This is a genomic window from Labedella gwakjiensis, assembly GCF_003014675.1.
GTDB lineage: Bacteria > Actinomycetota > Actinomycetes > Actinomycetales > Microbacteriaceae > Labedella > Labedella gwakjiensis.
Genome location: NZ_PYAU01000001.1, coordinates 695,727 through 720,172, shown reverse-complemented (window position 1 = coordinate 720,172; position 24,446 = coordinate 695,727). Strand labels below are relative to the sequence as shown.

Below are 24,446 nucleotides of genomic sequence, written 5' to 3'. Positions count from 1 at the left end.
CTCGGGGGCGGCACCTCATCGACGTCGGGGGGTGCGGCGGGCACGCCGGACGCTGCGGCGAAGAAGGGGCGGGATTCGGGCAAGAAGGGCGCCGCCACCCCGAGCCGCACGCAGCAGGAGCGCGCGGCGAAGCAGCGTTCGATCGACTCGAAGTCGGGCGCAGCGCGCGTGATCGCCCAGGCGGGCGTCGCCGGTGGATCGCGTGCCCCGAAGGGCAAGAGCGGCAACCCCGCCGCGCGCAGACTGCAGGAAGTGCGGCCCGCCCGTTTCGGCGACTGGGTCGGCGGTGCACGCATCCGCACGCTCCCCATGGCCGTGGCCCCTGTGCTCATCGGAACCGGCGCGGCGATCTTCGCGGGCGGCCCCGGCGAGTACCACTGGGTGAGGGCGCTGCTCTGCCTCGTCACCGCGGTGTCGCTTCAGATCGCGGTGAACTACGCGAACGACTACTCGGACGGCGTCCGCGGCACGGACGCGGTGCGCGTCGGTCCGTCGCGGCTCGTGGGCTCCGGACGTGCGAGCGCACGCTCGGTGCTCATCGTCGCCTTCGCCTTTTTCGGCATCGCGGCGGTCGCCGGAATCGTCCTCACGGTCCTCACGCAGTACTGGTGGCTCCTCATCGTGGGGGCTGCCTGCATCGCGGCGGCCTGGTTCTACACCGGGGGCAAGCGCCCGTACGGCTACTACGCACTCGGCGAGGTGTTCGTCTTCCTGTTCTTCGGACTCGTCGCCACCCTCGGCACGATGTTCGTCCAGGTGGGCACGCTCAGCCAGGAGGCCTGGTTCGGTGCGGCGGGAGCCGGGCTCATCGCGTGCTCGGCGATCCTCGTCAACAACCTGCGCGACCGCGACCAGGACCGCCTCGTGGGCAAGCGGACGCTCAGCGTCCTGATCGGCTCCACGGCGTCGCGTGTGCTGTTCGTCGTGCTGCTGCTCGCGCCGTTCCTGCTCGCGTCGTGGGTCGCGTTCCTCTACCCGGAGCTGTGGTTCTCCCTCTTCGCCCTGCTCGCAGCCCTGCCGGCATGTGTCATCGTCGTGACCGCGCAGCAGCCGCGGGAGCTCATCATCGCCCTGCGTCTCGTGGGTATCACGCAGCTGCTCTACGGCCTTGCGTGGTTCTGGGCACTCGCGTTCTGATCAGACCGCGCCACCACCCCGCCGACGTGCGGGCTTCCGTCTCCTCCCGAACGTCCGGGGGACGAAAGCCCGCACGTCGCGTCTCAGGAGGTCGCGTCCCGTGCGTCTTCCGCGTCTTCGTCCGTCGTGTCGGGGGTGTGCCTGCCGTGTCGGCGGTCGTAGATGCCCTCGGCCACCTTCTCCCGTGGCGTGCGCAGCAGGATGAAGGACACGGCGAGGCCGATGAGCGCGGAGAGCACCGCGGCGATCCACGGCTCGATGCGGAGGACGAGGAGGATGCCGAGAGGCACGAAGAACGCGAGCAACCGGAGGACCGTGTAGACGAGGACGGGAGGCACGCGATTCACGCGGATCAGTCTACGTCGGGTCGCCGGTGAGCCCGCCCGGAGCCCGTCGACGGCGCGAGCGACGAGGGGGCTGCGCGGTCTGTCAACGGCTCGGCCTCAGACGGACCACGTCCAGCTTGGGCGGTTACGATGGGATCATGCCCCGCCTGCTCCTCGGAATCGCCGTCATCGTCGTGGTGGTCACCATCTACGCGGTGGTCGATTGCGCCATGATGGCGAGCTCCCGCGTGCGGGGTCTTCCGAAGGCCGCGTGGATCGCGATCATCATCCTCCTCCCCGTCATCGGTCTCGTCCTGTGGTTCCTCATCGGACGCGGACGCAAGAACCCGACCGTCGCTTCCGGCCCGCGTGCGCCGGACGACGACCCGGCATTCCTCGTGAGCCTCAACCGCGACGCCGAGCAGGACGAACGCATCCGCAAGCTCGAGGAGGAGCTCGCCGCACTCGACTCCGAGTCGCCTGACGACGGCGGGCCGGGTGCCGGCCACCCCGACACCCTGCCGGACGATCCCGCCGACCATGGAGCAGACCGCCAGGACGGCGATTCGCGCGACCGGTAGAGTCGCGGCATGATCGACCGCCCCGACTCCTCAGCCGAACATCAGAGGTCGCCGGAGGACGAGACGCCGGCTCCGGCGACATCGTTCGCGGCCGGACTCCTCGACGGTCTCGTGCGTCGCGGAGTGCGTGACGTCGTCGTGTCGCCCGGATCTCGATCGCAGGCTCTCGCACTCGCTGCGGCGGCCTTCGAGCGGGCGGGTGCGATCGCTCTCCACGTGCGCATCGACGAGCGCTCGGCGGGCTTCTTCGCTCTGGGGCTGGCCGTCGAGACCCGTCGACCCGTCGCCGTCGTGGTCACCTCTGGCACCGCTGTCGCGAACCTCCACCCCGCCGTGCTCGAGGCCCACCACTCCCTGATCCCGCTCGTCCTCCTCACCGCCGACCGCCCGGAGGAGCTGCGCGGAATCCGTTCCAACCAGACCACCGTGCAGCCGGGTATCTTCGGCGGTGCGACCCGATTCGCGGTGGACGTGGCCGCGCCCGTCGGCCTCCGGAGCGAGGCGCGCGCGGCCGACGAACTGGCCGACAACGCTGTGTCCTACGCCATCGGGCGAGGTGAGGCGGGGGCCGGTCCCGTGCACCTCAACCTCGCCTTCCGCGAGCCGCTGTCGTCGGGGTTCGTGCACGTGCCGCATCAGCTCGTCGACGCGCTCTCGGACGACGGCTCCCTCACGCTGCCGCCGTCGGCCGCCGCGACGGCGGTCTACCGGCCGTCGATCCTGCTCGACCGCGACAAGCGCACCGTGGTCATCGCGGGCCACGCCGCAGGGCCTGCGGCCGAAGCGCTCGCCCATGCCGGCGGCTGGCCGCTCGTCGCCGAGGTCTCGAGCGACGCGCGCTACGGGCGGAACCTCGTTGTCGCGTATCGCCGACTGCTGGCGGAGGCCGAACTCGGCGGCCGGATCGAGCGCGCCGTGGTCTTCGGACATCCCACGCTCAGTCGGGAGATCCCCGCCCTGCTCTCGCGAGACGGCATCGACGTGACGATCGTGGCGCCGACCGGAGGGGAGGTCTACAACCCCGGTCGCCGATCGGTTCGGGTCGTGTCGTCCGTCGCCGTGGTCGAGGGTCCCATCGACCGGGCATGGCTCGGATCCTGGGTCACGGCGTCGCGCGCGATCGCCGAAGCGGAGTCGCGCGACACGGCCCCGGATCTCGAGGCGGCGCACTCCCACGATCGTGCCGAGCGCCTGGCCTACGTGAAGGCGGAGTTCTCGGCGGTACGGCAGCCGATCGACCGCAGGCTCCTCGTCGAGGCGGTCTGGCGCGCCACCTGGCCGCACGATCGGCTCGTGTTCGGGGCCTCCCGCCTCATCCGGGAGGCAGACGAGGCGGTCGGTGGCAAGAAGATCCGGGTGCACGCGAACCGCGGCCTCGCCGGCATCGACGGAACGATCTCGACAGGACTGGGCATCGCCACGGCGAGTCAGCGTGCGGGAACCCCGGGAGTCACTCGTGTGCTCGTCGGCGACCTCACGGCGCTCCACGACGTCGGGGGCATGCTGCTCGCCGCGGGGGAGACCCCGCCCCGCCTGCAGCTCGTGGTCGGCGACGACGGGGGCGGCACGATCTTCGACGGTCTCGAGGTGGCTGCGACCGCTCGCGAGGACGACGTCGAACGGGTGCTCTACACGCCGCGCGACGTGGACCTCGAGGCGATCGCCCGCGGCTTCGGCTGGCAGCACGTCCGGGTCTCGACGCGTGCGGAACTGGATCAGGCTCTCACGGCGCAGACCGCTTCTCCGACCCTCATCGAGGTCCCGCTCGAACGCTGACCGCGTCGACGGTCCGTCCAGGGGTGTCGCTCGCGACATGGAGTCGCGAGGATGGCGTCATGGATGCTTCAGCTCTCCGCGTGGGCCAGGGATTCCGGCTCGCCGACATCGACCCCTCCGCGACGCCGGGATTCGACCCCGACGAGTTGAACGGACACGGTGCGAAGAAGCGCGGCGCGGCAGCGCTCGAGGAGAACGTCCCGCGGCTGTCCGATCTGCAGGAGCGGCTCTTCGCGTCGAGCACGGGCGGCGCCACGGACGGTGTATTGCTGATCGTCCAGGCGATGGACACGGCGGGCAAGGGCGGGATCATGCGCCACGTCGTGGGCGCCGTCGACCCGCAGGGCGTCCTGATCACGGCGTTCAAGAAGCCCACCGAGGAGGAGCTCGCGCACGACTTCCTCTGGCGCGTCGAGCGCCGTGTTCCGGGCCCCGGTGTCATCGGCGTCTTCGACCGTTCCCACTACGAGGACGTCCTCATCGGCCGGGTCCGCTCGCTCGCCGGCCCCGACGAGATCGAGCGGCGGTACGGCGCGATCGTCGACTTCGAGCGCGGGCTCGTCGAGCGGGGCATCCGGGTGGTGAAGGTCATGCTGCACATCGGGAAGGACGAGCAGAAGGAACGCCTCGCCGAGCGCCTCGGCCGGGCGGACAAGCACTGGAAGTACAACCCCGGTGACGTGGACGAGCGGCTGCTGTGGGACGCGTACCAGGACGCGTATCAGCTCGCGATCGAACGCACGTCGACCGGGGAGGCGCCGTGGCACGTCGTTCCCGCGAACCGGAAGTGGTACGCGCGCCTCGCGGTGCAGCAGCTCCTCATCGATGCGCTCGAGGGGATCGACCCGCAGTGGCCGGCGGCCGACTTCGACGTCGAGCATGAGAAGGCGCGCCTGGCCGCGAGCTGACGGCGTCGCGCCGCCCCTCCGTCGATCAGCCGAACGCCTCGACGATGGGACGGAACTTCATGCGCGTCTCCGCGAGTTCGGCCGCCGGGTCGGAGTCGACGACGATGCCGCAGCCCGCGTACGCCGTGACGGCGCCGCTCGGAGCCACCTGCGCGCACCGTAGGGCGATCGCCCACTCGCCGTCGCCCGCGGCGTCCACCCAGCCGACCGGGCCGGCGTACCGTCCCCGGTCGAAGGGCTCGAGCTCGGAGATGAGAGCGACGGCCTCGGCGCGTGGTGCCCCGGCGACGGCAGCGGTCGGGTGCATCGCGTCGATGAGATCGATCGAGGAGGCGTCACCCGCGAGCCCGCCCTCGAGATCCGTCGCGAGATGCCACAGGTTCGGGAGCTTGAGGGCGAACGGGACCTCACTCGTCGTCAGGTGACGGGTGAACGGGGCGAGTGTCTCCACCGCGCTACGGACGGCGAACTGGTGCTCGTCCTGGTCCTTGCTCGACGTGACGAGCGCGAGCGCCGCCTTCTGATCGGTGTCCGCGTTGGTTCCCCGAGAGGCCGTGCCCGCGAGGACGCGAGCCCCGACCGTCCGGTCCTCGACGCGCACGAGCGTCTCCGGGCTCGACCCGATGAGACCGTCGACGGCGAACGTCCAGCAGTCGGGGTAACCGAGCGCGAGGTCGGTGAGCACGCGGCGCAGGTCGGCCCCGGCCGGCACGCGGCCCGTGAGCTCGCGAGCGAGGACGACCTTGGAGAGGTCGCCGTCGGCGATGCGCTCGATCGCCTGCTCCACGTGATGGACGTAGCCGTCCGCCGTCTCGGACCCCGCGCCGAGGGAGATGCGGAACTCGTCGCCGAAGCGCCGGGACGGCACGAGTCGCGCCGTGTCATCCGGTTCGTCCGCCTGTCGGATGCGCGTCACGAAGGTGTGGCTGCCGCGCCGACCCACGATCGTGCGCGGCACGATGAGCGTGCTCGGCACCTCTGATGCGGCGGAGAAGGCCACGGTGCCGAACGCCACGAGACCCGAACCGGGGACGCGGACGGAGTCCGAGACCGTCGCGGCCTCGGCGATTCCTCGCCACGCGGCCGCAGCCTGGCGCATGCGATCGGGGCCTGTGAACTCGAGCCGGAGCACCTCGCCGATCCCCACCATGCCGTCCCCGCGGTGCAACCATGCGAGGGGACGTTCCCCGTCGGCGTACGCCAGGAGCGGTCCGATCCCGTCGGCGCGCGTTGTGGTCGCGACGAGGGCGGTGGAGGGGGCGGCTGCGGGACTCACGGATTCCAGCCTAGGCCTGCGGACGAGGCCTCGGTCCGTGAGAGCGACCGGGAGGGGCTCGTCACTCAGTCGTCGTCGGTCGAGCCTGATCCGGCGCTCGACGGGACGACGAAGTACCAGACGTCCGTCGTGTCCGACGGGCAGCCGGCCGGCATGCTCAGCGAGAAGGCGCCGTCGGTGGTGGAGCCCAGCGCGCCGGCGTAACGCAAAGGCTGGTCCAGCCCGAACGCGTCCATCCCGACGGCGGAGACGAGACCGTTCTCGAGTGTCGTGCCGGCGGGGAAGGCCACGAGGGCGCGCTCGCCGTCCTCTGCCTCGAGGCCGAGGCAGCCGTTTCCCAAATCGATCAGGGTACCGGCGGCGAGGTTCTCGTCGCCGACGATCGTCCCGCTCGTCGGAACGTAGACGGCCGCGCGGTACTCGCCGTCGTCGAGCGGTTCGGCGGAGGCGGCCCCCGTAACCGGCGGAGCGACGTCCGTGGGGGTCGGCGTCATCGTCGCCGGATCGCTCGTACCGGGAGACTCGGCCGCGCAGCCGAGGAGAGCGGCGGCCGTGAGCGCGAGGACCGCGAGCGCGCTCGCCGCAACCGGTCCGCGATCCCTCGATCCGATCCGCATGTCGCCTCCGACCCTCCTCTCCAGTCTCCGTCGTGACCACGGCCCTGTCCACCGTGCGCCGGTCACGAATGGGGGACGAATGCGCTCGCCGCGACCCCCAGGTTCGCCCGGATCGCCGCGCCTAGACTGAACGGGTGAACAACAAAGCCGATCTCTCGAAGCAGCCCGGTCAGGTCTCGGCCATGTTCGACGAGGTATCGACGCACTACGACCGCACCAACACGGTGCTGTCGGTCGGCAACGACCGCCTGTGGCGCATCGCCACGACGCGAGCCGTCGCGCCGCGGAAGGGCGAGCGCATCCTCGACCTCGCCGCCGGCACGGGCACGTCGAGCGCAGCGTTCGCCGCCTCGGGCGCGAACATCGTGGCCGCCGACTTCTCCCCCGGCATGCTCGACGTGGGGCGCCGCCAGTTCGGCCACCTCGGGAACATCGAGTTCGTCGAGGCCGACGCGACCGCCTTGCCGTTCGATGACGCCGAGTTCGACGCCGTCACCATCTCGTTCGGCCTCCGCAACGTCGAGGGCCCGCAGAAGGCCATCGCAGAGATGCTCCGCGTCACCAAGCCGGGCGGGCGCATCGTCATCTGCGAGTTCTCCACGCCGCCGAACCGCGCCTTCCGTGGCCTGTACGACTTCTACCTCGACCACGTCATGCCCACGGTCGTGAAGGTCGTGAGCTCCAACTCCGACGCCTACGACTACCTCGACGAGTCCATCAAGGACTGGCCGGCGCAGCCGAAGCTCGCGCGCTGGCTGCGCGAGGCAGGTTGGCGGGACGTGGCGTGGCGCAACCTCACGGGTGGCATCGTCGCCCTGCACCGCGGGCGCAAGCCGCTCGAGACCGCCTGACGCGCGCTCGATCGGTGGGCCGATGACGCGAGGCGCTGGCATCCCGTCGTTGCCCGTCGCCGACCCGTGGTTCCGTGTTCGTCCGTCGCGGGACGGACGGATCCTCCAGATCGACGAGCCGCACGTCGACCCGCTCGTGGCCGCGAACGTCTGGATCGTCCGAGGACGTGACCGGGATCTCGTGGTCGACACCGGGCTCGGAGTCGTTCCGCTCCCGAGCGTCGGCCCCTGGTTGATCGAGCGCGACCCGGTCGTCGTCGTCACGCACGCCCATCTGGATCACGCCGGGGGAGCGTCGGCGTTCCCGGCGGTCCACGCCCACGCCTCCGAGGACCTCGCGCACCCTCGGGAGGCGAGCCTCCACGGTGGGACCGAACTGGACCTCCTCGGCATCACGGATGCGTCCATCCGGGCGGACGTGGGGGAGTGGCTCCTCTCCGCCGTCCCGCATCACGGCTTCGACGTGGCGCGCTATTCCGTCAGGGCACCGCGCGGCGTGGTCGAGGTGGAGGACGGGTACACGATCGATCTCGGCGACCGCCGGCTGACCGTTCTGCATCTCCCAGGGCACTCGCCGGGTTCCGTCGCCTTGTTCGACGAGCACGACGGAGCCCTCTTCTCCGGCGACGTCGTGTACGACGACGTGCTGTTCGACGAGCTCGACGGTGCCGACCAGGCCGCGTACGTCCGTTCGCTCGAACGGCTCCTCTCGCTCGACGTCCGCACGGTCTACCCCGGGCATGGCGATGCGTTCGGCGCCGACCGCCTGGCGGAGATCGTGGCGCGACACATCGCGTCGAGACGAGGCGCGTCGGGCGGCTGAGGACCCGGACCACGCGACGAGACCATCCGAGCCGCGCTCACGTTGACACCCGGGGGTGCCGGGAATATCTTTCGAGGATGAGCGCACCCGACGGTTCTGGACGCACTGTGGCGACCGGAGCGAAGAACCCTGGTACCGATCCGAATCCGCCCACGGGCTCGAAGGGGCTCGCGCTCGGAACCCTCGGTCTCTGGGGGTCCGTGGTCATCGGGCTCGCCTCCACTGCCCCCGTCTACTCGCTCGTCGCGACGCTCGGCTTCGTGGTCATGGCCGTCGGCGCCCAAGCCCCCATCGCCTTCATCGTGGCGTTCGTGCCGATGCTCTTCATCGCCTTCGCCTACCGCGAGCTCAACCGTGCGGTCCCCGACTGCGGCACCACGTTCACGTGGGCCACGAAGGCCTTCGGTCCGTGGGTCGGTTGGCTCGGCGGCTGGGGGGTCGCGATCGCGGGCATCGTCGTCCTCGCGAACCTCGCCCAGGTGGCCGGCCAGTACCTCTGGCTGCTCGTGGGAGACGGATCGCTCGCGAAGAACGTTCCTCTCGTCACGTTCACGGGCGTCGTGTTCATCGCCGCGATGTGCTGGATCAGCTATCGCGGTGTCGAGATCGGCGAGCGCATCCAGAACGTCCTCCTCGCGATCCAGTACATCGCCCTCGCGCTCTTCGTCGTCGTCGCTTTCGTGAAGGTCGCGACGGGCGACGCCCCCAACGCGACGCCCGTCTCGCTCGACTGGTTCAACCCGCTCGCCTTCACCGACTACTCCGGCTTCATCGAGGCCGTGCTCCTCGCGCTCTTCATCTACTGGGGCTGGGACACATGCCTCGCCCTCAACGAGGAGACGAAGGACCCCGAGAAGATCCCCGGTCGGGCAGCTGTGCTCTCGACGCTCATCCTCGTCGTCACATACGTGGCCGTCACCGTCGCGGCGATGTCGTTCGCCGGGCTCGGCGAGACGGGCATCGGGCTCGCCAACGAGGACATCTCCGGCGACGTCTTCCTCGCCCTCAAGGATCCGGTGCTCGGTCCGCTCTCGTTCGTCCTCGTGATCTCGGTGCTCGTCTCCGCCGTGTCGTCGACGCAGACGACGATCCTCCCGACGGCTCGTGGAACGCTCGCGATGGCCGCGTACAAGGCCCTGCCGAAGCGATTCGCCTCGGTCCACCCGCGCTTCCTCACGCCGTCGTTCTCGACGTTCGTCATGGGTGTCGTCGCGATCGTCTACTACGTGGTCATGACGCTCATCAGCGACAACATCCTGCAGGACTCGATCCTCTCCCTCGGCCTCGCGATCGCGTTCTACTACGGGCTCACGGGCTTCGCGTGCGTCTGGTTCTTCCGCCGTGACCTCTTCCGGTCGGCCCGGGACTTCTTCTTCAAGGGCCTCTTTCCGCTCCTCGGTGCGCTCATGCTCGCCTACGCGTTCGTGCAGTCGGCGATCGACATGCTCGACCCCGACTACGGATACACGGTGCTCTTCGGCGTCGGCGGCACCTTCGTCGTCGGTGTCGGCTCGCTGCTCTTCGGCGTCGTACTGATGGTCGTGTGGGCCCTCTTCTCCGAATCGAAGCCCTTCTTCCGCGGGGAATCGCTCAACCGCGACACCGAGGTGCTCGTCCCGGACGAGCCGGAGACCTACGGCCGCTCGATCGACGGCGGCCTGACGTAGTCCGCTACGGTGATGCTGTGACCAAGAAGGACGTCTCAGCCAGGCGGACCGATGACATCCTCGGCGGATTCACCTTCACCGTCAATCGCGTGGTCTTCCTCGTCGCCGCAACCGTCCTCGTGTTCGGAACGATCGGAGCGTCGTGGCGAGAGGTCGACACGCCTGGGGATCTCGTCGTGGCGATCCCCTCCACCCTGACGGCGATCGTGGCCCAACTCGCGGCGATCGTCGGCGGTGTGGTGGGTCGACCGTCTGAAGGTTGGGCGCGGGCTGTCGTCCTCTCCCTGTGTGCCCTCCTCTCGGCACTGGTCGCTGCATTCGTCGTCATCTGAGTGGTCGCGGACTCCTCGAGCCGCTCCTCCGTTCGTTGGCCGGCCGGTAGGATCGCTGCACTGTTCCCCCACGGAAAGAGAGTGACGCATGGTCGACGGCGGTTCCGTCGACCTCGTGATCCGTCCGCTCCGCGGCGGCGACGCCGATGCGCTCGCCCTCGTGCACGTGACGAGCTGGCGCGAGACGTACGCCGGGCTCGTGCCCGAGGAGATGTACGGCGACGAGGCGCTCGAGCAGCGGCGGGCGTTCTGGACCCAGGCTGTCGCACGCTCGCTCACCGGCGAGATCCGCTCCACCGTCCGCGTCGCCGAGCTCGATGGGCGGATCGTGGGATTCGCCTCGGCGGGGCCGAGCAGACCGGGTGTGCAGAAGCGAGCGACCGAGCTCAGCATGATCTACACGCTCGCGGAGGTGCACGGCCGGGGGATCGGGGACGCACTCCTCGATGCGGTGCTCGGTGACGGTCCGGCGCAGCTCTGGGTGGCGGAGCAGAACCCGCGCGCCCGGCGCTTCTACGCCCGTCACGGCTTCACGTGGGACGGCACCCGCAAGCTCGACGAGCACATCGCCGATCTGGCCGAGGTGCTCCTCGTCCGCTGATCACGGCACTACCTGCCAGTCCGCCGCTACCCCGTCGGCAGGGCATGACCGCTCGGATAGGCTGTGAGAGTGAATCCAAGCGCCCCCACGCGAGGGTCGAGCCTGTCCAAGCAGTTGGGGCTCGCCGAACGGATGTTCGCGACCCCCGAGACGAAGCGTTTGCTTTCTGCCACCGAGGAGGGTCTCGACGCCGTCGAAGCGAGCCTCGCGGCCGAACTGAGCTTTACAGACGACCTCGCCGACGCCACCAGCCGGTACCTCCTCGAGGCCGGCGGCAAGCGCGTGCGCCCGATGCTTCTCCTCCTCACGGCCCAGCTCGGTGACGGAGCCGTCGACGAGGTGGTCACGGCGGCGAAGGCGATCGAGATCACCCACCTGGCCTCGCTCTACCACGACGACGTCATGGACCACGCCGACCGCCGTCGTGGGGTCCCCAGCGCGCACACGGTGTGGGGCAACTCCATCGCGATCCTCACGGGCGACCTGCTCTTCGCCCGCGCATCCAACCTCATGGCGAGCCTCGGTGAGGGAGCCATCCGTCTTCAGGCCGAGACGTTCGAGCGCCTCGTACTCGGTCAGCTCCATGAGACCGTCGGGCCGAAGAACGGCGAAGACGCCAGAGCCCACTACCTCCAGGTGCTCGCCGACAAGACCGGCTCGCTCATCGCGGCCGCTGCCCGCGCGGGCGTCATCTTCTCGAACGCGTCCAAGGAGTACGAGGAGCCGGTGGTGGAGTACGGCGAGAAGGTGGGAGTCGCCTTCCAGCTCGTCGACGACGTCATCGACCTGTCGACCCGACCCGATGAGACCGGCAAGGTGCCCGGCACCGACATCAAGGCGGGCGTCGTGACGCTCCCGCTCATCTACCTCCGCGAGCACGCAGCGACCGACTCCGCGTCGGCTGCGCTCCTCGAGCGAATCGACCGCGGCGCCAAGGCGGCGGACGGTGCCGACGCGGCCGACTTCGACGCCGCCATAGCGGAACTGCGGGCGCACGAGGCGACCGCCCGAACCCTTGCCGATGCGCACCGCTGGGCGCGCGAAGCCGTCGAGGCCCTCGCCCCGCTGCCCAAGGGGCCCATCAAGACCGCGCTCACGCGATTCGCCGACTCGATCGTCGAACGCAACAGCTGACAGGCGCCGTTCGCGGCGCGACACATCGAGCAGAGGCCCAGAGCCTCGCCCGACCGAAGGAGAACGCACACGTGAAGTTGAGACTCGCGATCGTCGGAGCCGGCCCGGCAGGGATCTACGCCGCGGACATCCTCCTCAAACAGGAACGCGCATTCGACGTGTCGATCGATCTCTTCGAGCGTCTCCCCGCTCCGTACGGTCTCGTGCGGTACGGCGTCGCGCCCGACCACCCGCGCATCAAGGGCATCATCAACGCCCTCCGCGACGTGCTCGACCGCGGCGACATCCGCATCTTCGGCAACGTGAACTTCGGCACCGACATCACGCTCGAGGACCTCAAGGCCCACTACCACGCCGTGATCTTCTCCACGGGCGCGGTCCGCGATGCACCCCTCGGCGTGGAGGGCATCGACCTCGACGGCTCCTACGGCGCCGCCGACTTCGTGAACTGGTTCGACGGCCACCCCGACGTGCCGCGCACCTGGCCCCTCGAAGCGCGCGAGATCGCCGTGCTCGGCAACGGCAACGTCGCCCTCGACGTGGCGCGCATGCTCGTGAAGCACCCCGAGGACCTGCTGCCCACGGAGATCCCCGACAACGTCTACGAGGGCCTCGCCGCCTCGCCCGTGACCGACGTGCACGTGTTCGGTCGCCGCGGCCCCGCGCAGGTGAAGTTCACACCCCTCGAGCTGCGCGAGCTCGGAGAGCTGCGCGACGTCGACATGATCCTCCACGACGAGGACTTCGACTACGACGACGCCTCGAAGGCTGCCGTCGCCTCGAACAAGCAGGTCATGGTGATCGACCGCGTGCTGCAGGCGTGGCGGAAGCGCGAGACGGGGGCCGCGAGCCGCCGGCTCCACCTCCACTTCTACGCGAAGCCGCTCGGGCTCGTCGACGATGGGACCGGGAAGGTCGCGGCCTTCCGGTACGAGCGCACCCGCCCGGACGGAGAGGGCGGGGTCGTCGGAACCGGCGAGATCCGCGAGGTCCCGATCCAGGCGTTCTACCGCGCGGTCGGGTACTTCGGTTCGCCGCTCGACGGCATCCCCTTCGACGAGGAGCACGGCGTGATCCCGAACCACGAGGGTCAGGTGCTGCACGCGGAGAGCAACGAGATCGTGCCAGGCATCTATGCCACGGGATGGATCAAGCGCGGCCCCGTCGGCCTCATCGGCCACACGAAGTCCGACGCGATGGAGACGATCTCCCACCTCGTCTCCGATCAGGCCAACTGGTGGAGCCCGTCGCAGCCCGACGAGGAGAGCGTCGAAGCGCTCCTCGCCGAGCGCGGCGTGCAGTTCACGACGCTCGACGGCTGGCACCGTCTCGACGAGCACGAGCTCGCCCTGGGAGCCGCGCGCGGTCGTGAGCGTGTGAAGGTCGTTCCCCGCGAGGAGATGGTGGAGGTCTCCCTCGGCGGTGCCGCTCCGGCCGCCGACCGCTAGGACGGCTCCGGCGAGGTGGGGAGTTCTCCACCCCGCAACCGCTTCGTGCCGCGGGAGTACCTCAATAGGCTGACCGCATGACGAATCAGGGAAACGCCGACCAGAACCCGGGGCAGGGACAGCCGCAGCCGCCGTACGGGCAGCCGTCGCAGCAGCCGTATGGTCAGCCCTCGCAGCAGCCGTATGGTCAGCCGCCTCAGCAGCCGTATGGTCAGCCGACGGGCCAGCAGTCATATGGTCAGCAGCCGCAGCCGCAGCCGCAGCAGCCGCAGCAGCCGTACGGCCAGCCGGGTCAGCAGCCGTACGGTCAGCCGCCACACGGCTACGGTCAGCAGCCGTACGGTGCTGCTCCCGGTTCCGACGGCGCTCCGCGCCCGAAGCGATCGCTCCGGGAGCCGCTCATCGGCGGAATCGCCGTGGGTGCGTACGTGCTCCTCCTCGCGATCTTCGGACTGATCCGCAACCTCTCCTATGGTGCCGTGACAGGGGCGGATGTCGGCTTCGTCGGGCAGAGTTTCGGGTATTCGCTCATCCCGCTCGTGTTCGCCGGCCTGGCCTTCGTCGGTGCCGCGTTCCTCTCGCCGATCGAGTCGGCGGTCACGCGACCGGCCTTCCTCAAGAGCGCGGCGATCGCGATCGGTCTCGGCGCGGCCGGGTACTTCCTCCTGATGCTGCTCCTCAGCTTCGGAACAGGTCCCGGCTTCCTCACCAACCTCGTGAGCAACGTGGTCCTCGGCACGATCACGACGGCCATGCAGTACGGTGCCGTGTTCGTGGCCGCGATCCTCATCGCCCGGATCGGACGCCGTTCCGCCTGATCACGGGGTTCAGCGGGAACGCGCTCCGGTCGGCGGAAGCGGCGCGCGAGTGACGACCCGGTTCCGCCGCGCCCACCACGTGCTGAAGAGGGCGGCGGCGACGCATACCGCCATCGGCAGCAGCATGTACGGTCCCGCGACGCCGGCTTCGCGCTGGAAGACCGAGTCCGTCTGCGACATGAGGGCTGTGGGCACGAGGAGCAGCACGTTGTTCGTGGCGTGGATGAGGACGGGAGCCTCCAGCCCGCCGGTGCCCCGGGCGGCGAACGAGAGCGAGACGCCGAACACGAAGTAGTAGGCGATGAGCCAGGGATCACCGGCGAGGTGCGCGGAGGCGAAGATCGCCCCCGAGATGATCGCGCCCGCGACGAATGCGACGACGGGGTGGGCGAACCATGAGCCGACGGAGCGCTGGATGAGACCGCGGGCACCGAATTCCTCGCCGGCGGACTGCAGGGGCGTCGTGAGGATCACGACGAGAACCATCGCGATGACCGTCCCGTCGAGCACGACGGCATCGATCGGCGAGAAGAGGAACGAGACGCCGACATAGACGGCCCAGGCCGGCACGATCACGAGGGCGAGGCGTCCGACCCAGCGCCAGCGGAAGCGGCCCTCGACGGACGACATCCAGCCGGGGCGCACACCGAAGAGCCACCACTGCAGGAGCATGGCGATCGGCCACAGGGCGGCGAGCGAGAGGTTGTTCGCCAGCATCGACCACGGCGTCAGCGTGATCTCCCCGCGCGCGAGCTGATCGAGCGTGTACGCGCCGGTCGCGAGGTCGACGAGGACACCGAGCCCGCCGAGCACGACGGAGAGGACGAGGAAGCCGACCACGAGAAGGACGATGGCTACGGCGCCGCGCCACCATGCGGGCGCCGCGCGGAGCGCATGGTCATAGGTGAAGGTGGCCGGGGGAGCGGCCTCGGCGGGCGGAGCCGGTACCGCGGGTGCCTCGGGTGACGGATAACCGGGAGCGGGTTCGCGATCGTAAGCGGTCATGGTCCAACGCTAGGAGTGTCGGCGACAGTCCGCCTCCCCCGAGAGGTGGGCGACCCGAGGCGGAGCAGCCGCATGGTCAGTCGGACGAGCGGATGGCGCGGAGTGCGATCCATGCCTCGGTGCGTGCCTCGACGCCGGAGAGGTCGCGGCCGATGAGGCGCTCGATCGTCGATATGCGCGCCCGCAGTGTGTGTCGGTGCACGCCGAGGCGGCGGGCGGCCGGGTCCGTCTGGCCGTTCGCGACGAGCCAGGCTTCGAGGCTCTCGAGGAGGACCGGGTCCTCGGAGAGAGGCCGGAGGACCGCGGAAGCGAGCTCGCGCGAGCCCGGCCGGTCGAGCAGCCAGTCGACGCCGCGGGTGGTGAGGTCGGCCGCCCGGACGCGCGGCTCGGCCGACGAGGCGGCGTCGAGCGCGGCGCGCGCCTCGCGGTCCGCACGCGCGAGATCATCGCGCGTCGCCACCGTCGAGAGCCCCGCACGGACAGCCCCTGGGTCGTCCTGAGCCGACCTGATCTGCTCGATCGTCGCCTCGACCCCGCTGACGGGACCGATCACCACGACGTCGTCGCCGAGCGACGCGACGAGCACCCGAGCATCACCCCCCTCGACGGGCGTTGGGATCGAGGGCGTCGTCTCCCCGTGCGGTCGCCGACCGACGACCCGCAGGTGCGCGACGACCAGCTCGCCGGCAGGTGTCCTCTCCCCGAGCTCGTCGAGGACGACGTCCGCAAGATCCGCCCGGCCGTCGAGCAGGACCCTCGCGGCAGCGGCACGCACTCCCGCCCGCGCACGGGACACCTCTCGGCCCTGTTCGAGCGCGAGGCCGACGAGTGCGACGACGCTCGTCACGACCGTCTGGTCGGAGGCATCGAGGTCCGCGCGCCCGATCACCGCGAGCACGCCGCGGAGTTCCGCTCGCCGTCCGATGGTCTGGAGGACGGCCGTCTGGCCACCGGGGTGCAGAGTCGAACTCGATCGCTGACCACGCGAGAGAAGTCGGCGTGCCTCGGCCACGACGGCGTCGACGGCATCGTTCGTTCCCGTCTCGTCGACGCGTTCGGAGGCTCGAGAACCGTGTGTGACCTCCGCGCGCGCGTCGAAGAGCAGGACGGTGCGATCGAGGACGCGCTCCAGTTCGTCGACGGTCGCGGCGAGCCCGTCGGGTTTGAGAGCGGCGAACGCGATCGCGCGCATGGCCCCGAGGGCCCAGGCGTCCCTGGCATGCTCGGCGGCGGCGACGCGGTCGGCGATCGAGCGCGCGATCGCGATGAAGGGGATCTCGTACGGCACCTCGAAGAGGGGGAGCCCGACGGCGGCGCACGCTGCGATGAGGTCGGGCGGCGTCCCGGCCGTCGCCACCTCCGTCCCGAACCCGAGGGCCGCGACGCCGGCTCGCGCGAGACGGGACACGTACCCCGCCGGGTCGGCATCACCGCTCAGGAACTGCGTACCCGTCGTGAGGAGGATCTGTCCGGCATCGAGGAACGGGGTGGGATCCGGGAGGTCCGAGCCGTGGGCCCAGGAGACCGGTGCGTCGATCGCCTGATCGTCGCCCGCTCCGAGCAGTGTGAGCCGCAGCGACGGCTCCGCGAGGAGGGCGCGGACCGTCGGATGCATGCTCGGAAGTCTAGGCGCGGGACCCGGAGACGGCGGGGAGATCCGCTCGCGGCGCGACGACAGAAGGGACGGACCTCACGGGCTCGAAGAAGCGCAGTCCATGCGTCCTCGACACCCACAGGGTCAGCCCCGCCGTCACACCGAGGGTGAGCGGCAGGCTGAGGAGGAGCACCCAGGGTTCGACGGTGCCCTGGGTCAGAGACGAGGGGCTGAAGGGCGCGAGGAGGAAGAGGACGAGGTTGTTCGCCGTGTGCACGACGATCGCGAGCTCGACACCGCCGCTCTTCCACACGAGGAATCCCATGGACACCGCGAAGACTGCGATGTCGATCTGTCCGACCCAGTCGTAGCCGTGCCCGATCATGAAGAACGGCACGGGCAGGAGGATGCCCCACAGCGGGGAACGCAGCCACGTCCCGAGCGCCTGCTGGGGGAGCGCCCGGAACGCGTACTCCTCGGCAGCGCACTGGAGGGGAGCCAGGAGGAGCACGATCGCGAAGACGGCCACGGTGCGTCCGTCCGCGGCGGGCCACGAGAAGTCGGGAGGCGGCGCGATCACGAACGACCCGACGAGGACGAGCGCGTAGAGGGGCACGACGACGCTCGCCGCGCGCAGCAGCAGCCCCCAACGGATGCGGAGCGCGACCGAGTGGATGGCGCCGCGCATCCCTCCGCCCCACCGCGAGCCGAGGACGACGGCCGGCACCCCGATCGCCAGGAAGCCGAGCATGAACAGCATGTCGCCGGGATTGCGAGGGTCGTCGAGGAGCTCCGACGGTCGCCACGACGGGGGAGCGACGAGGGTGGCGATCGCGATCGCGAGGATCACGACGAGCGCTCCGCCGACGGCGAGGCCCGCCGCCGTACCGATGCTCGCGAGCGGTCGCCACCAGCGTGCGGTGCCGGGCAGACGGTGGGCGAGCCGATGGTAGGGGAGCGGCTCCGGGGCGGCCGTCGGAAGGTGATGCGGGTGGGTGTCGATGCTCATGACTCCACCCTCGTCGGGTCCTCGTCGTGGCGGATCGTCCGATCGGTCGTACCTCGCCGCTCCGCCTCGTCCTTTCGGAGGATCTGCACCGTGGACCCCGTCCATAGGATGGCCGGATGACCACATCGAGCGCAGCGGCACCGCGTCATCCGCGACTCCGCGCCCTCGCGACGTCCACCGCCTGCATCGTCCTCGGCGCCGGGGTCTTCGTCGTGTTCCTGGGGGCCGAGCTCGACGGCTCGGGCGACACCGGGTCGGTCGCATTTCTGCTGCTGGTGCTCGCTGACATCGTCCTCGGGCTCGCGGCGTGCGCGCTCGTCGGTCCGATCCGACGATCGGTCGGCGGGAACCTCGTCGTCGTGCTCCTCGCGGTCGTCAGCACGTGGGCCCTCCCGGCGCTCGTCGTGAGCGTCGTCCGACTGGGGGCGCGCCGAACGCTCCGCCTCGACGCCCTGGTCGTCGGGATGATCGCCCTCGGGTCACTCGGCTTCACCGCGCTCTACGACCTCGCGCTGCGCCGGCCCTCGGAGGACCCCGTCCTGGTCGTGGGTATCACCGCCGTCGCGACGGTCGCTCTGCTGCTGTGGGGCCGGTCGCGGGGCACGCGGGCCGCCCTCGTGGAGGCGCTCCGCGAGCAGGCGGCCTCAGCCGAGGAGGCGCGGCGCGCGACCGAACGCACCCGTGAGGCCGAGGTGGCCCGCGCGCGAGCGGAGGAACGTGGCGCGATCGCCCGCGAGATGCACGACGGCATCTCGCATCAGCTCGCGATCGTCGCGATGCACGCCGGAGCCCTCACCTATCGGACCGATCTCGCCCCCGAGGAGCAGCGCGCCGCCGCGGAGACGGTCCGCGACGCGGCCGCGACCGGCAGCACCATGCTGAGGGACGCGCTCGTCGCGCTGCGGACGACCGACGGAGAGGTCGCCCGTTCGCCCCTGCCGGACTCGCTGTCGATCGAACGCCTCGTGCAGGATGCGCGCGCCGCCGGACACGACGTCGCGCTCCAGTGGGAGGACATCACCGCGACCGAGCTTCAGGCGATGCCGGGCCGTGCGCCGGCCGTCGCGCGCATCCTCGCTGAGGTGGTTCTGAACGCCCGCAAGTACGCGCCGGGTGCCCCTCTCGCCCTGCGGATCGGACGCCTCGGCGACGGCGTGATCCTCCGTGCCAGCAACCCGATGAGCGACGCGGCCCCGATGGCGACCACGACGGGGACGGGCACCGGTCTCGGTCTGGTCGGAGTCGCCGAGCGCGCGGCCATCCTCGGAGGGAGCGCGACCTCCGGTCCCACGGCCTCGGGAACGTTCGACGTCGAGGTGAGGCTGCCGTGAGCGGGGCGGCGGAGCGGCCGTCCGTCCGCGTGCTCATCGTCGACGACGAGTCCCTCATGCGCGCGGGTCTCCGTCTGATGATCGACGGATCCGAGGGCATCGAGGTCGTGGGAGAGGCATCGGACGGATCGGAGGTGCCCGACGCGGTCGCTCGGCTCGACCCCGACGTCGTGCTCATGGACATCCGGATGCCCGTCGTCGACGGCATCGCGGCCACTGCAGCCTTGCGGCGAGGCGGCTCGCGAGCACGGGTCGTGATCCTCACGGCCTTCGACACGGACGACCTGCTGCGGGACGCGCTGCTCGAGGGGGCCGTCTCCTTCCTCGTGAAGGACGCCGCGCCCCGATCGGTGGTGGACGCCGTGCATGACGCGGCCGCCGGACGGTCGTCGTTCTCTCCCACCGCACTCGCCCGCCTCGTCGCTCTCGCGACGCGGTCCGGCGGGCCGGACCGGGCGCCGTCGACCGTCGTCTCCGCGACGGACCGGCGCGATCCGTCCGGTGCGGATCTGCCCGAGCTCGTGACGGCCCGGGAGTGGGACGTCGGTCGTCTCGTCGCGAGGGGGCTGACGAACAGTGAGATCGCCGATGCCCTCTTCGTGAGTCAGACGACCGTCAAGACCCACCTGTCGAGTCTCTTCGCGAAGCTCTGCGTGACGAACCGCGTGCAGCTCGCCATCCGCGTCCTCGAGCACGAGACGAGGATCGATTCGTGAGGAGGACAGTCTGTCGATCCAGATGGGTGTGGTTCGACAGTCTGAACATGGACGGCAGCTATCCGCGCTCCTACGATGGGCCCAAGCGGCATCGGCGCAGGACCTGTCGCGCGACACCGCATCGACACCTCGGGAGGCAGCGACCATGGCCATCGACACCGCCACGACCGGCACCATCGGAAGCGCACTGGAGCGTGACGAGCTGGCGCAGGAGCGCCGCATCGTCACGGAGCTCCCCGGTCCGCGATCGCGGGAGCTCATGGAGCGCAAGCTCGCCGCGGTCTCCTCAGCCGTCGGAACGACGATGCCCGTCTTCGCGGCCCGCGCCGGCGGCGGCGTGATCGTGGACGTCGACGGCAACTCGCTCATCGACCTCGGCTCGGGCATCGCCGTGACGGGTGTGGGCAACAGTGCACCCCGCGTCGTCGAGGCCGTGCAGCAGCAGGTCGCCGACTTCACGCACACGTGCTTCATGATCACCCCGTACGACTCCTACGTCGGCGTCGCCGAGGCGCTCAACCGCCTGACCCCCGGCGACCACGACAAGCGCAGCGCCCTCTTCAACTCCGGCGCCGAGGCGGTCGAGAACGCCGTGAAGATCGCCCGCTCGTACACGAAGCGGCAGGCCGTGGTCGCTTTCGACCACGCGTACCACGGGCGCACCAACCTCACGATGGCGCTCACGGCCAAGTCGATGCCGTACAAGAGCGGCTTCGGCCCGTTCGCGTCGGAGATCTACCGCGCGCCGATGTCCTATCCGTTCCGCGACGGCCTCTCCGGTGCCGAGGCGGCGAAGCGGGCGATCTCGCTCATCGAGAAGCAGATCGGCGCGGACAACCTCGCAGCGATCATCATCGAGCCGATCCAGGGCGAGGGGGGATTCGTCGTCCCCGCCGAGGGCTTCCTGCCGGCTCTCGTCGAGTGGGCTCGCGCGAACGGCGTCGTCTTCATCGCGGACGAGGTGCAGACGGGCTTCGCCCGCACCGGCCACATGTTCGCCTCGGAGCACGAGGGCATCGTCCCCGACCTCGTCGTCACGGCGAAGGGCATCGCGGGCGGACTCCCGCTGTCCGCGGTCACGGGTCGTGCCGAGATCATGGACGCGCCCCACGCCGGTGGGCTCGGCGGCACCTACGGCGGCAATCCACTCGCGTGCGCCGCGGCCCTCGCGGCCATCGAGACGTACGAGGAGGACGGGCTCGTCGAGCGCGCCCGGTCGATCGGCGAGACGATCGTCTCGCGGTTCCGTGACGCGGCCGTCGCCGACGCGCGCATCGGCGACGTCCGCGGACGCGGCGCCATGATCGCGATCGAGTTCGTCGACCCCGAGACGAACGAACCGGACGCCGCGCTCACGGGACGCATCGCGAAGGCCGCGCACGCCGAGGGCGTCGTCGTGCTCACCTGCGGAACGTACGGCAACGTGATCCGTTTCCTCCCGCCCCTCACCATCCCCGACGCGCTCCTCGACGAGGGTCTCGACGTCGTCCTCCAGGCGCTCGCCGCCTCCTGACCCCACCGACGAGTTCGACCCTTTCGGAAGGAACACCATGACGACAGAGCAGGACCTCCTCGCGAGCATCCCCACGGGCCTCTACATCGGGGGCGAGTGGCGCGACGCCGAAGGCGGCAAGACCTTCGACGTGACCGACCCGTCGACGGGGAAGACGATCCTGGCGATCGCGGACGCGAGCGCGGCCGACGGCATGGCCGCCCTCGACGCGGCCGTCGCGGCCCAGGCCGAATGGGCGGCGACCGCGCCGCGTACACGCTCGAACATCCTGCGGAAGGCGTTCGACCTGCTGCAGGAGCGCAAGGAGGACGTCGCCCTCCTCATGACGCTCGAGATGGGGAAGCCGCTCGCGGAGTCGCGCGGCGAGGTCGGCTACGGCGGCGAGTTCCTGCGCTGGTTCAGCGAGGAGGCCGTGCGCATCAGCGGCCGCTACGGTCTCAACCCCGAGGGCACCGGCCACATGATCGTCAGCCAGCTCCCGGTGGGTCCCTGCTACTTCATCACCCCCTGGAACTTCCCGCTCGCGATGGCGACGCGCAAGATCGCGCCGGCGCTCGCCGCCGGCTGCACCGTGGTCGTCAAGCCCGCGGCCCTCACGCCGCTCACGACGATCGCGTTCGTGAAGATCCTCGAGGAGGCAGGCCTCCCGAAGGGCGTCGTCAACGTCGTGCAGACGACGAGCTCCGGCGCCGTCTCGGAGCCGATCATCGCGGACCCGCGCCTGCGGAAGCTCAGCTTCACGGGGTCGACTCCCGTCGGGAAGAAGCTCATCGCCCAGGCCGCCGAGGGAGTGCTCCGCACGTCCATGGAGCTCGGCGGCAACGCACCCTTCGTGGTCTTCGGCGACGCCGACCTCGACAAGGCCGTGGACGGCGCCATCGCGGCGAAGTTCCGCAACATCGGCCAGGCGTGCACGGCGGCGAATCGCTTCATCGTGCACGCGTCGGTCGCCGACGAGTTCGCTCGCCGGGTGACCGAGCGCGTGAAGGGCTTCGGCGTCGGTCGGGGCACGGAGGACGGCGTGACGATCGGACCGATGATCGACGAGAAGGCCGTCGGCAAGGCGGGGGAGCTCGTCGACGACGCCGTGTCGAAGGGAGCCACGGTGACCACCGGCGGCAAGCCGATCGACCGCGACGGCACCTTCTTCGAGCCCACCGTCGTCACCGGTGTGACGGCCGATGCGCAGATCCTCCGGGAGGAGATCTTCGGACCCGTTCTCGCGATCGCGACGTTCGAGGACGAGGACGAGGCCGTTCGACTCGCGAACGATACCGAGTACGGGCTCGTCAGCTACGTGTTCACCGAGAGCCTCGCTCGCGGGCACCGGATGATCGAGCGGCTCGAGACGGGCATGATGGGACTCAACGTCGGCGTGATCTCGAACGCGGCCGCCCCGTTCGGCGGCGTGAAGCAGTCGGGCATCGGCCGCGAGGGCGGACTCGAGGGCATCCACGAGTACCTCTCGACGAAGTACACGCTCACCCCGGTCTCCTGACCGCCCCCACCTCTCCGAGAGGTGTCGCACAGGTCGCCGCTCCACCCGGACGAACGACCCGAGGCGACGCCCCAGGACGGGAAGAACCCGAAGAACGAAACAGAGGAGCCACCATGGTGGACAGCCAGAGTCTCGACGTGGACGTCGTGATCATCGGAGCCGGCGCATCCGGCCTCACCGCCGCGACGCGACTGACGGCGGACGGACACTCCGTGGCCGTGCTCGAGGCGCGCGAGCGCGTCGGCGGCCGCCTCTGGACCGACACGATCGATGGCGCCCTGCTCGAGCTCGGCGGACAGTGGGTGTCGCCCGACCAGACCGCGCTCATCGAGACGCTCGACGAGCTCGGCCTCGAGACCTACTCCCGCTACCGCGAGGGTGACAGCGTCTACGTGAACGCGGCGGGCGACCTCACGCGTTTCACGGGCGAGCTCTTCCCCGTCGCCGCGGAGACGCAGCAGGAGATGGAGCGCCTCATCGCGATGCTCGACGAGCTCACCGCGGAGATCGGCCCGACCGAGCCGTGGGCCCACCCGCGCGCAGCGGAACTCGACGCCGTCTCGTGGAACGAATGGCTCGAGCAGCAGACCGACGACGTGGAGGCCCGCGACAACATCGCGCTCTTCATCGCCGAGGCGATGCTCACGAAGCCGTCCCACGCGTTCTCCGCGCTCCAGGCGATCCTCATGGCGGCCTCGGCCGGCAGCTTCTCGCACCTCGTCGACGCCGACTACATCCTCGACAAGCGTGTCGCGGGCGGGCTGCAGCAGGTGCCCATCAAACTCGCGGAGGCGCTCGGTGACGCCGTGCACCTCGGTGCCCCGGTGCGTCGCCTCGCGTGGAGCGATGAGGGTGTCACGGCGTACGCCGACGGAGTCACCGTGACCGCGCGTCGCGCCGTCGTCGCCGTGCCCCCGAACCTCTACACGCGGATCGCGTTCGAGCCGCCCCTCCCGCGTCGCCAGCAGCAGATGCACCAGCACGTCTCGCTCGGGCTCGTCATCAAGGTGCACGCCGTGTACGAGACGCCGTTCTGGCGCGAGGCCGGGCTCTCCGGAACGGCCTTCAGCCCGTACCAGCTCGTGCACGAGGCGTACGACAACACCAACCACGGCGACCCGCGCGGCACGCTCGTGGGGTTCGTCTCCGACCTCAAGGCCGACGCGATGTTCGCCCTGCCCTCCGAGGAGCGGAAGCGCCGCATCCTCGAGTCGCTCGCGGCCTACTACGGTCCGCAGGCCCTCGAGCCGGTCGTGTACTACGAGAGCGACTGGGGCTCGGAGGAGTGGACGCGGGGCGCCTACGCGGCGAGCTTCGACCTGGGGGGACTCTCGCGTTACGGTGCCGACCAGCGCACGCCCGTCGGCCCGATCTTCTGGTCGTGCAGCGACGTCGCCGCCGAGGGCTACCAGCACGTCGACGGCGCCATCCGGATGGGGCGCTTGACGGCCGAGGAGATCGCCGCCACTCTGGCGTGACCTCGCA

23 protein-coding genes are annotated in these 24,446 nt (G+C 70.3%); 17 read left to right on the top strand and 6 right to left on the bottom strand.

The genetic code is table 11. The annotated features are described in order from the left end of the window. Positions 1-168 precede the first annotated feature (168 nt). Complete coding sequence (locus CLV49_RS03275) at positions 169-1,137, top strand: 1,4-dihydroxy-2-naphthoate polyprenyltransferase (protein WP_424979037.1); 969 nt, start codon at positions 169-171, stop codon at positions 1,135-1,137. 83 nt (positions 1,138-1,220) lie between these two features. On the opposite strand, the gene CLV49_RS03270 is transcribed toward CLV49_RS03275, so the two are convergent. Further along, the gene (locus CLV49_RS03270) at positions 1,221-1,484 is read right to left on the bottom strand and encodes a DUF4229 domain-containing protein (RefSeq protein WP_243696781.1); all 264 of its coding nucleotides are present in this window, start codon (positions 1,482-1,484) and stop codon (positions 1,221-1,223) included. A gap of 137 nt (positions 1,485-1,621) precedes the next feature. On the opposite strand from CLV49_RS03270, the gene CLV49_RS03265 reads away from it, so the two are divergent. The 3 genes from CLV49_RS03265 to CLV49_RS03255 are packed head-to-tail and all read left to right on the top strand — an operon-like array spanning position 1,622 to position 4,728. Next, a complete protein-coding gene (locus tag CLV49_RS03265) occupies positions 1,622-2,044 on the top strand; it encodes a PLD nuclease N-terminal domain-containing protein (protein ID WP_106562250.1) in 423 nt (140 codons plus the stop codon). Between the two features lie 9 nt (positions 2,045-2,053). Further along, positions 2,054-3,820 carry a 2-succinyl-5-enolpyruvyl-6-hydroxy-3-cyclohexene-1-carboxylic-acid synthase gene (gene menD / locus CLV49_RS03260; RefSeq protein ID WP_106562249.1) on the top strand — a complete coding sequence of 589 codons (1,767 nt, stop codon included), beginning with the start codon at positions 2,054-2,056 and terminating at the stop codon, positions 3,818-3,820. A 59-nt stretch (positions 3,821-3,879) separates the two neighbouring features. Beyond that, positions 3,880-4,728 (top strand): PPK2 family polyphosphate kinase, encoded by an 849-nt coding sequence (locus CLV49_RS03255; RefSeq protein ID WP_106564852.1) that lies wholly within the window; start codon positions 3,880-3,882, stop codon positions 4,726-4,728. Between the two features lie 25 nt (positions 4,729-4,753). Here the strand turns inward: CLV49_RS03255 and CLV49_RS03250 are convergent, their stop codons facing one another. After that, a complete protein-coding gene (locus CLV49_RS03250; RefSeq protein WP_341810884.1) occupies positions 4,754-6,004 on the bottom strand; it encodes an isochorismate synthase in 1,251 nt (416 codons plus the stop codon). 65 nt (positions 6,005-6,069) lie between these two features. Continuing rightward, positions 6,070-6,621 (bottom strand): hypothetical protein, encoded by a 552-nt coding sequence (locus CLV49_RS03245; RefSeq protein WP_106562248.1) that lies wholly within the window; start codon positions 6,619-6,621, stop codon positions 6,070-6,072. 134 nt (positions 6,622-6,755) lie between these two features. On the opposite strand from CLV49_RS03245, the gene CLV49_RS03240 reads away from it, so the two are divergent. From CLV49_RS03240 to CLV49_RS18445, 8 genes are all read left to right on the top strand, one after another. Then, positions 6,756-7,472, top strand: a complete 717-nt coding sequence (locus CLV49_RS03240) for a demethylmenaquinone methyltransferase (protein ID WP_279432427.1) — start codon at positions 6,756-6,758, stop codon at positions 7,470-7,472. A 22-nt stretch (positions 7,473-7,494) separates the two neighbouring features. Beyond that, positions 7,495-8,295, top strand: a complete 801-nt coding sequence (locus CLV49_RS03235; RefSeq protein WP_106562247.1) for an MBL fold metallo-hydrolase — start codon at positions 7,495-7,497, stop codon at positions 8,293-8,295. 77 nt (positions 8,296-8,372) lie between these two features. Next, a complete protein-coding gene (locus CLV49_RS03230; RefSeq protein ID WP_106562246.1) occupies positions 8,373-9,962 on the top strand; it encodes an APC family permease in 1,590 nt (529 codons plus the stop codon). A gap of 17 nt (positions 9,963-9,979) precedes the next feature. After that, positions 9,980-10,294: a hypothetical protein gene (locus tag CLV49_RS03225; protein WP_106562245.1), complete on the top strand. Its 315-nt coding sequence runs from the start codon at positions 9,980-9,982 to the stop codon at positions 10,292-10,294. 88 nt (positions 10,295-10,382) lie between these two features. Continuing rightward, positions 10,383-10,895, top strand: a complete 513-nt coding sequence (locus CLV49_RS03220) for a GNAT family N-acetyltransferase (protein WP_106562244.1) — start codon at positions 10,383-10,385, stop codon at positions 10,893-10,895. A gap of 69 nt (positions 10,896-10,964) precedes the next feature. Next, complete coding sequence (locus CLV49_RS03215; protein ID WP_106562243.1) at positions 10,965-12,029, top strand: polyprenyl synthetase family protein; 1,065 nt, start codon at positions 10,965-10,967, stop codon at positions 12,027-12,029. A 71-nt stretch (positions 12,030-12,100) separates the two neighbouring features. Further along, positions 12,101-13,477 carry an FAD/NAD(P)-binding protein gene (locus CLV49_RS03210; protein ID WP_106562242.1) on the top strand — a complete coding sequence of 459 codons (1,377 nt, stop codon included), beginning with the start codon at positions 12,101-12,103 and terminating at the stop codon, positions 13,475-13,477. 77 nt (positions 13,478-13,554) lie between these two features. Next, complete coding sequence (locus CLV49_RS18445) at positions 13,555-14,295, top strand: hypothetical protein (RefSeq protein ID WP_208019906.1); 741 nt, start codon at positions 13,555-13,557, stop codon at positions 14,293-14,295. Between the two features lie 9 nt (positions 14,296-14,304). Here CLV49_RS18445 and CLV49_RS03200 read toward each other — a convergent pair whose 3' ends face one another. The 3 genes from CLV49_RS03200 to CLV49_RS03190 all read right to left on the bottom strand — a co-directional run bounded on the left by CLV49_RS03200 (position 14,305) and on the right by CLV49_RS03190 (position 17,903). After that, positions 14,305-15,300, bottom strand: a complete 996-nt coding sequence (locus CLV49_RS03200; RefSeq protein ID WP_106562241.1) for a CPBP family intramembrane glutamic endopeptidase — start codon at positions 15,298-15,300, stop codon at positions 14,305-14,307. 76 nt (positions 15,301-15,376) lie between these two features. After that, on the bottom strand, positions 15,377-16,915 hold the full coding sequence (locus CLV49_RS03195; protein ID WP_106562240.1) for a PucR family transcriptional regulator: 1,539 nt from the start codon (positions 16,913-16,915) through the stop codon (positions 15,377-15,379). 10 nt (positions 16,916-16,925) lie between these two features. Beyond that, the gene (locus tag CLV49_RS03190; RefSeq protein WP_158261893.1) at positions 16,926-17,903 is read right to left on the bottom strand and encodes a CPBP family intramembrane glutamic endopeptidase; all 978 of its coding nucleotides are present in this window, start codon (positions 17,901-17,903) and stop codon (positions 16,926-16,928) included. A 116-nt stretch (positions 17,904-18,019) separates the two neighbouring features. Here CLV49_RS03190 and CLV49_RS03185 point away from each other — a divergent pair, with 116 nt between their 5' ends. The 5 genes from CLV49_RS03185 to CLV49_RS03165 all read left to right on the top strand — a co-directional run bounded on the left by CLV49_RS03185 (position 18,020) and on the right by CLV49_RS03165 (position 24,439). Next, a complete protein-coding gene (locus CLV49_RS03185) occupies positions 18,020-19,234 on the top strand; it encodes a sensor histidine kinase (RefSeq protein ID WP_106562239.1) in 1,215 nt (404 codons plus the stop codon). Beyond that, complete coding sequence (locus tag CLV49_RS03180) at positions 19,231-19,950, top strand: response regulator (protein WP_243696782.1); 720 nt, start codon at positions 19,231-19,233, stop codon at positions 19,948-19,950. Before CLV49_RS03185 ends, CLV49_RS03180 begins: the two co-directional genes overlap by 4 nt. Positions 19,951-20,095: 145 nt before the next feature. Then, positions 20,096-21,463, top strand: coding sequence for a 4-aminobutyrate--2-oxoglutarate transaminase (gabT, locus tag CLV49_RS03175; protein WP_106562238.1), 1,368 nt, complete (start codon positions 20,096-20,098; stop codon positions 21,461-21,463). 37 nt (positions 21,464-21,500) lie between these two features. Further along, positions 21,501-22,961: an NAD-dependent succinate-semialdehyde dehydrogenase gene (locus CLV49_RS03170; protein WP_106562237.1), complete on the top strand. Its 1,461-nt coding sequence runs from the start codon at positions 21,501-21,503 to the stop codon at positions 22,959-22,961. 113 nt (positions 22,962-23,074) lie between these two features. Continuing rightward, positions 23,075-24,439, top strand: coding sequence for a flavin monoamine oxidase family protein (locus CLV49_RS03165; RefSeq protein WP_106562236.1), 1,365 nt, complete (start codon positions 23,075-23,077; stop codon positions 24,437-24,439). Positions 24,440-24,446 lie beyond the last annotated feature (7 nt).